The organism is Alterirhizorhabdus solaris (assembly GCF_007785815.1).
Lineage (GTDB): Bacteria > Pseudomonadota > Alphaproteobacteria > Sphingomonadales > Sphingomonadaceae > Alterirhizorhabdus > Alterirhizorhabdus solaris.
On record NZ_VNIM01000017.1, the window covers coordinates 46,781 to 54,597 of the forward strand.

6 protein-coding genes are annotated in these 7,817 nt (G+C 70.5%); all 6 read right to left on the reverse strand.

The window, feature by feature from the left end; all coding sequences use genetic code 11:
• Positions 1–113: 113 nt before the first annotated feature.
• The gene (aguB, locus tag FOY91_RS06300; protein ID WP_145149235.1) at positions 114–962 is read right to left on the reverse strand and encodes an N-carbamoylputrescine amidase; all 849 of its coding nucleotides are present in this window, start codon (positions 960–962) and stop codon (positions 114–116) included.
• Positions 959–1,966: an agmatine deiminase family protein gene (locus tag FOY91_RS06305; RefSeq protein ID WP_145149237.1), complete on the reverse strand. Its 1,008-nt coding sequence runs from the start codon at positions 1,964–1,966 to the stop codon at positions 959–961. The genes aguB and FOY91_RS06305 overlap by 4 nt, the downstream gene beginning before the upstream one ends.
• Entirely contained in the window at positions 1,963–3,597 is a 1,635-nt protein-coding gene (locus FOY91_RS06310; protein WP_420822862.1) for a M28 family metallopeptidase, read from the reverse strand. Before FOY91_RS06310 ends, FOY91_RS06305 begins: the two co-directional genes overlap by 4 nt.
• Before the next feature lie 91 nt (positions 3,598–3,688).
• Positions 3,689–4,288 carry a redoxin domain-containing protein gene (locus tag FOY91_RS06315; RefSeq protein ID WP_145149239.1) on the reverse strand — a complete coding sequence of 200 codons (600 nt, stop codon included), beginning with the start codon at positions 4,286–4,288 and terminating at the stop codon, positions 3,689–3,691.
• A 15-nt stretch (positions 4,289–4,303) separates the two neighbouring features.
• Positions 4,304–6,352, reverse strand: coding sequence for a protein-disulfide reductase DsbD family protein (locus FOY91_RS06320; protein ID WP_145149241.1), 2,049 nt, complete (start codon positions 6,350–6,352; stop codon positions 4,304–4,306).
• Positions 6,353–6,539: 187 nt separating this feature from the next.
• On the reverse strand, positions 6,540–7,817 hold a 1,278-nt coding region (locus FOY91_RS06325; protein ID WP_145149243.1), incomplete at its 5' end, for a replication-associated recombination protein A.

Sequence of the window (7,817 nt, forward strand, 5' to 3'; positions counted from 1 at the left end):
GGCATCCTGATCCTCCGCCTTTCCCGATCCTTCGTGAATCGGTGAGGCATCAACCTAGCGGTGCCCGCCGGACGCGGCCAGCGTTGATCCCACGGGTTAGCGCGTGTGTCGGCCTACAGGTCCGCGACGAGCCGCCCGTAGGTTTCCGGCCGGCGATCGCGGAAAAAGCCGAAGGCGGCGCGGTGGCGCTTCACCCGGTCGAGGTCCAGCGTCGCCACCAGCACGCCCGTCTCCTCCGCGCCGAAGCTGGCGAGATAATCGCCACGCTCGTCGGCGATGAAGCTGTGGCCGTAGAAGCTCATGTCGCCCTCCGTGCCGATGCGGTTCGAGGCTACGATCGGCACCACGTTGGACACCGAATGGCCCACCATCGCGCGGCGCCACAGCCGGCTCGTATCCAGTTCCGGATCATGCGGCTCGTTGCCGATCGCGGTGGGGTAGAACAGCACCTCGGCGCCCATCAGCATCATCGCGCGCGCGGTTTCGGGATACCATTGATCCCAGCACACCCCCACGCCGATCGTCGCGGCGGGCGTGGGCCACACCTTGAAGCCGGTGTTGCCGGGGCGGAAATAGAATTTCTCCTGATAGCCGGGGCCATCGGGAATATGCGTCTTGCGATAGACACCGCTGACCTTGCCGTCCGGATCGATCATGGCGAGGCTGTTGTAGTGATGCGGCCCGTCCGCCTCGAAGAAGCTGGTCGGGATGGTGATCTTCAACTCCGCCGCCAGCTTCTGCATCGCCAGCACCGCCGGATGACGATCGGTGGGCAGCGCCTGCGCGAAACGCGCCTCGTCCTGCGTCTGGCAGAAGTAATGCCCCTCGAACAGCTCGGGTGGCAGCACCACCTGCGCGCCCCTGCCCGCCGCCTCGCGAACGAGTTCGACGACGTGCGCGATATTCTCGTGCACGTCGTCGGAGAAGGCGAGTTGCATCGCGGCGACGGTGATCTCGGTCATGCGCGGTCCGTATCGTGGGGGGGCACCTGCTGGCTCATGCAGTGGAAGCTGCCGCCGCCGGTGAGGATATGGTCGGCGCGCAGGCCCACCGTGGTGCGGCCGGGGAACAGCGCCGCCACCGCCGCCACGGCTGCCGCGTCGTTTGGCGCGCCGTAGGCGGGCACCACCACGGTGGCGTTGCCGATGTAGAAATTCATGTACGAGGCGGGCACGATCTCGCCCTCGCGTTCCACCTTGCCGGGGGAGGGGAGGCCGACCACCTCCAGCCCGAAGGCGCGGCCGCGCGCGGCGGCATCGCGATAGACCGCCTCGTTGGGGTCGTCGGCGGTCGGCTCCGGCACCGCCAGCACGCCCGGCGCGACGAAGCGCGCGAGGTTGTCGACATGCCCGTCCGTATGGTCGTTGAGCAGCCCGTTGCCGAGCCACAGCACGCGATCGATGCCCAGATCCTCGGCCAGCCGCGCCTCCATGTCGTTACGCGAAAGGAAGGCGTTGCGGTTGGGGTTGAGCAGGCATTGCTCGGTGGTGACGGCAAGCCCGGTGCCGTCCACGTCGATCGCGCCGCCTTCCAGCACCCACTCGCAGCGGCGGGTGGCGAAGCGGGCGGCCTGCGCCAGCCGGTGGCCGATCGTATCGTCGCCCGGCAGTTCGTACTTCCCGCCCCAGCCGTTGAAGCCGAAATCGCGCGCCTGCGCCGGGGCGCCGCTGCCCTCGGGGCCGGTGAGGATGATCGGGCCGGTATCGCGCAGCCACACATCGCCGAAGCGGGCGACCTCCACGTCCACGTTCGGCCCGGCCATCGCCAGCGCATCGCGCCCGGCCAGCTTGTCGGCGGCGACCAGCACCACGCGCTCGCCCCGGCCGTCGGCATCCACCGCGCGGGCAAAGGCGATCGTCTCCTCGCGCGCGGCGTCCAGATCGTCGAGCCACAGGTCGGCGTGGCTCGGGAAGCCGATCCATACCCAGTCGTGCAGCGCCCACTCGGGCGGCTGGCGGTAGATCATCGCGCGGCCTCCGATGCGTCGCGGACGGCGCGGAATTCGCTGCCCGGGTTCCATTTGGGCCATGTGCCGCCATCCGCAAGCGCGCGGCCGATGCCATAATATAGTTGCAGGTCGTGCACCGCGCCGGACCAGTCCCACTCGGGGTCGTATTCGTCGGACGGCGCGTGGTAGCGCGTCGCCTCATAGGCGGCCTTCGCCTTCTGCCCGGCCGCGACGCCGCCCTTCACCAGATCGTCACCGCCGTCGAAATAGATCATCGGCACGCCCAGCTTGGCGAAGCTGAAATGGTCGGAGCGATAGTAGAAGCCCTTTTCGGGTGTCGGCTCCGGCTTCACCACCCGCCCTTGCGCGGTGGCGAGGCGGGTGAGCAGTCCTTCCAGATCGGACTTGCCCGCACCCACGAGGCTGATGTCGCGCGGGTCGCCGAGCAGATTCAGCGAATCCATGTTCGCGCCGCCCACCGTCTTGGCCCGCGGATAGACCGGATTGTTCGCATAATATTCCGAACCGAGCGTGCCCGATTCCTCGGCGGTGAGCGCGAGGAACACCACCGAGCGCTTCGGCGGCCCGCCCGCTCGGAACGCCTCGGCCAGTGCCACCAGCCCGGCCACGCCGGAGGCGTTGTCCACCGCGCCGTTGCAGATGTCGTCGCCGTTCACCGGCTCGCACCGGCCGAGATGATCCCAGTGGGCGGAGTAGAGGACATACTCGTCGGGCGTGGTGCTGCCGGGGATGATGCCGATCACGTTGCGCGAGGCCTGCCGGCGGATGCCGTTCTCAAGCGAGACGCCCGCTTTCAGCCCCAGCGGCACGGGCCGGAAGCCCTTCACCTTCGCTGCAGCGGTCAGCGTGTCGAGATCCTTGCCGGCGCTGGCGAACAGCTTGCGCGCCGCCTCGTTGGTCAGCCAGCCGACCGCCGCGCTCTGGTCGAGGTGATCGCCCTTCTCGTCGGTTTCGAGCTGCGGCCCGCTCCACGACGAGCGCACCACGTTGAAGCCATAGGCGGCAGGCGCGGTATCGTGGACGATCAGCGCCATCGCCGCGCCCTGACGGGCGGCTTCCTCGAACTTGTAGGTCCAGCGGCCGTAATAGGTCATCGCGCGGCCATCGAAGAGGCCGGTCGTCGCCCTGGCCTGCCAGTCCGGATCGTTGACGAGGATGACGACCGTCTTCCCCTTCACGTCCAGCCCGGCATAGTCGTTCCAGCCCTTTTCAGGCGCGTTGATGCCGTAGCCGACGAACACGACGTCGCTGCTTTCCACCGCGACCTGCGGCACGACGCGGTAGGTGCCGATCACCATGTCCGTCTTGTAGGCGAACGAGAGCGGGGTCCTGCCGCCGGTCACCGTGATGGCCGGCGTGTTCTTCAGCGTCAGTTCCACCAGCGGCACCGGCTGATACCAGCCGCCCCTCACCCCCGGTTTCAGCCCGGCGGCGGCGAACCGCTCGGCGATATAGGCGACCGTCTTGTCCTCGCCCGGCGTGGCTGGCGCACGGCCCTCGAACGAATCCTGCGACAGCGTTTTCGTCACCGTCTTCAGCGTATCGAGCGGGATTGCCGGCGGGGCGGCGGTGGCGGGCAGGGCCACGCCGGCAAGCAGCGCGGCAAGGACAAGGCGGCGGACGATCAAATCAAGTCTCCTGTCACCGGCAGCCCGGCGGATGACGGCTCATCGCACGACGAATGGAGCGGGGGCAACGCCGGGCGGACAGGGTGGTTGCTCAACCGGCGTATTTCACCGCGCAGCCATAGGGCCGCGTCACCGGCTGCGAGACGGGCTTGCCCGCGCGCATCTCGGCCAGCGCCGCCAGCACATGGTTGCGCGCGGTGGCGATGTCGGCCGGGTCGCTGGTCGGCTTGTCGTCGATCCCGCCCATGTAGACGAGGGTGCCCCGGCCATCGACCACGAACAGCTGCGGCGTGGCGCGGGCGGCGTAGGCGCGCCCGGCGATGCCCTGCGGATCGAGCAGATAGGCGGTCGGCTGCGCTTTCTCCTGCGCCACGAAGGCGGCGGCCTGCGCGCCCGTCATATGGCCCTGCTTGCCCGGTGCGCCCGAATTGATCGTGAGCCACACGGCGCCCCCTTTCCGTGCGGTGGCCTGCGTACGCTGCATGTTGCCGCCGGCATAATGCTTCTGCACGAAGGGGCAGCCGGGGTTGTTCCATTCCAGCACCACGGTCCGCCCCCGATAGTCGGCGAGGCGCACCGGCTTGCCGGTGGCGTCGGTGAGGGCGAGCGGCGGGGCGGGGCGGCCGACCTCGGGCGCGGCGAGCGCCGGGGTGGCGAGCGTGAGGGCGGCAAGAGCGATCAGGTGGCGCATGGCGGACGTCTCCGTTCAGGCGGTGAGCGCGGTCAATGTGCCCGGTGTCAGCACCTGCGGCAAGGTGACGGCCGGCTTGCCCGGGGCATAGAACAGGTAGAGCGGCACGCCCGACCTTCCCTGCCCGCTGAGGAAGCGGCCGATCGCCGCATCGCCGCGCGTCCAGTCGCCGATCAGTACCGCCACGTTACGGTGCCGGAAGGCGTCGGCCACCTCCGCCCGCTCGATCGCGGCCTTCTCGTTCACCTTGCATGTCAGGCACCAGTCGGCGGTGAAATACACGAACACCGGCCGGCCCGTCGCCTGCAACGCCGCGAGCCGCGCCTCGCTGAACGGCTCGGCGGCGAGCAGCCCGCCCTCCGCAGGTTGTGCCACGGCCGGCGCGCGCGGGATCACCGCGACCAGCGCGATGGCCGCCGCCGCCGCCGGGGCCAGCGGCCACCAGCTGCCACTGCGCCCGCGCGCCTGCCGCAACCCGACCCACCACAAGGCCACCGCCAGCAGGAGCGCCGCGCCGAGCCCCAGCGTCATCCCGTCCACCCCCGCCAGCCGGCCGAGGATCCACGCGAGGCCCAGCGCGGTGGCGAACATCGGCAGCGAGAGGATGCGGCGGAACCGGTCCATCCACGCCCCCGGCCGGGGCAGGCGACGGCGCAGCGCCGGCACGAAGCCGAGCAACAGGAACGGCAGCGCGAGGCCGAGGCCGAGGCCGGCGAACACGAGTATCGCCGCCGCCGCCGGCAGCACCAGCGCCGCGCCCAGCGCAGCGCCCATGAACGGGCCGGTGCACGGCGTGGCGACGAAGGCGGCCAGCGCCCCCGTCCAGAACGCGCCACCCGCGCCGCCCTTGGCCACCAGCGAGTCGCCGCCGGTGATCGCCGGCAGCTCGAACAGCCCGGCCAGGTTCAGTGCGATGCCGGCGACCAGCAGAAGCAGCACGAGGATGACGCGCGGATCCTGCAACTGGAACGCCCAACCGGCCGACGCCCCGCCCGCGCGCAACGCCAGCAGCAGCCCGCCCAGCGCCACGCAGACGAGGATGACGCCTCCGGCATAGGCCAGCGCCTCGATCCGCGCGGTCCGCTCGCTCTCCCCCGATCGTGCAAGGCTGAGCGCCTTGAGGCTGAGGATCGGGAACACGCACGGCATGATGTTGAGCAGCAACCCGCCCAGCAGCGCGCCGCCCAGCGCCGCCAGCAGCGTGACGCCGCCGCCGCCCGCGCCTTCCGCCGCTGCCGCCACGGGCGTGCCGGCCGCCGGCACCGTGCCCGGTTTCGCCGTCAGCAGCAGGCCGCTGCCCTCGCCGATCTTCAGCACGCCCTCGATAGCGGACGGCGTGGTGCCGCCGGGGGGCGCCTTCGTCTCGATCACCAGCATGTCGCCGTTGCGGCTGACCGCTTGCGGCGCTGCATAGTCGATCGCGCCGTCCGTCAGGGGGAAGAAATACGGATCGGCCACCGCCATCGCCGCCGGCAGCGGCACCGCCAGCCGCACCGCGCCGGGGGTCGCGGCAAAGCTGGCGGTGTCGCCCAGCGGGCGGGGGAGGGCGGCGCGCCAGCGATCGAAGGTGGCTGTCTTGTCCGCCACGCCGTCGCCCACCGTCAGGTCGATCGCGATCGCGGCCTGTTCGGGCACGCAGATCTCCTCGGTGCAGGCGAGCCACCGGGCGTTGCCCCGGATCGGCAGGGGCGTGCCGGGGGCGAGCCCGGCGGGGATCTCCACCCGGATCAGGTGGGCATAATCCGCCTCATAGACATAGTTCATCAGCCCGGCGATCAGCAGCCGGTGCGGCACCGGATATTGCAGCGGGCCGGCCTTCACCCCCGGCGGCAGCGTCCACGCGACCGTCGTTTCCACGCCCGAATCGCCCGGGTTCTGCCAGTATCCGTGCCAGCCTTTCGCCGGCCGCATCGCCAGCGCCAGCGTGACGGCGCGCCCGGCGGCGGGCCGGCTGCTTTCGGCCACCAGCGTGGCGGTGATGTGCGGCGCGGGCTGCGCGAAGGCGACCCCACCGACGAGGAGGGAGGCGAACAGCGCCAGCAGGCAGGAGAGGCGGGTGAGCATGGCAACCGCTATAGCACCGCCGCCGCGCCTCGCCATTCGAGATGATGGCATGCTGCGGATGCAAGCCCGGTCATCGCCGCACCACGCTGGACCTGTCTGGCGGTTTGCATCAGGAGCGCCTGCCTTGGCGCGCGGTGGACCCCGGCACGAGGCCGGGGTGACGGTGGGACGACACGGCCAGCCTTGCTTACCCGCCGCCGCGCCGCTCGGCGCGCAGACCGTCCCAGTAGGCCAGCCGCTCCGCGATCTTCGCCTCGAACCCGCGCGGGGCAGGGGTGTAGAAGGTCTGCGGCGCCATCTCGGCCGGCCAGTAATCGTCACCGGAGAAGCCATCGGGCGCATCGTGATCGTAGGCATAGTCTCGCCCGTAGCCAATCGACTTCATCAGCTTGGTCGGCGCGTTCAGGATGGCGGGCGGCGGCATCAGCGAGCCGGTATCGCGCGCCGTCTTCCACGCCGCCTTCTGCGCCTTGTAGGCGGCATTCGATTTGGGCGCGGTCGCGAGATACAGGCATGCCTGCACGATCGCCAGTTCCCCTTCGGGCGAGCCGAGGAAATCATAGGCGTCCTTGGCGGCGAGGCACTGCACCAGCGCCTGCGGATCGGCGAGGCCGATGTCCTCGCTGGCGAACCGCACCAGCCGGCGCAGCACGTAGAGCGGCTGTTCCCCCGCCACCAGCATCCGCGCCATATAATAAAGCGCGGCCTGCGGATCGGACCCGCGCAGGCTTTTGTGCAGCGCCGAGATCAGGTTGTAATGCCCCTCGCGATCCTTGTCGTACACCGCCATGCGCCGGTGGAGCAGCGCCGCCAGCCCTGCCGGATCGAGCGGTTCGGGGAGGTCGATCGAGAACAACGTCTCCGCCTGATTGAGCAGGAAGCGCCCGTCGCCATCGGCCGAGGCGACCAGCGCCGCGCGCGCAGGCGGGGTCAGCGGCAGCGCGCGCGCTTCCACTGTCTCGGCGCGCGCAAGCAGGGTATCGAGCGCGGCCGCATCCAGCCGGTTGAGGATAAGCACCTGCGCGCGGCTGAGCAGCGCGGCGTTCAGCTCGAACGAGGGGTTTTCGGTGGTGGCGCCCACGAGGATCACCGTGCCGTCCTCGACATAGGGCAGGAAGCCATCCTGCTGCGCGCGGTTGAAGCGATGGATCTCGTCGACGAACAGCAATGTGCGCTGGCCGAGGCGGGCATGGTCGCGCGCCTCGGCGAACATCTTCTTCAGGTCCGCCACGCCCGAGAACACCGCCGAGATCGCGGCGAAGCGCAGCCCCACCGCGTCGGCCAGCAGGCGCGCGATCGTCGTCTTGCCGGTGCCGGGCGGCCCCCACAGCACCATCGAGGAGAGCCGCCGCGCCGCCACCATCCGCCCGATCGCGCCGGTGGGGCCGGTGAGGTGATTCTGGCCGATCACCTCCTCCAGCCGGGTCGGGCGCAGGCGATCGGCCAGCGGCGCGGCCTCGCCGGG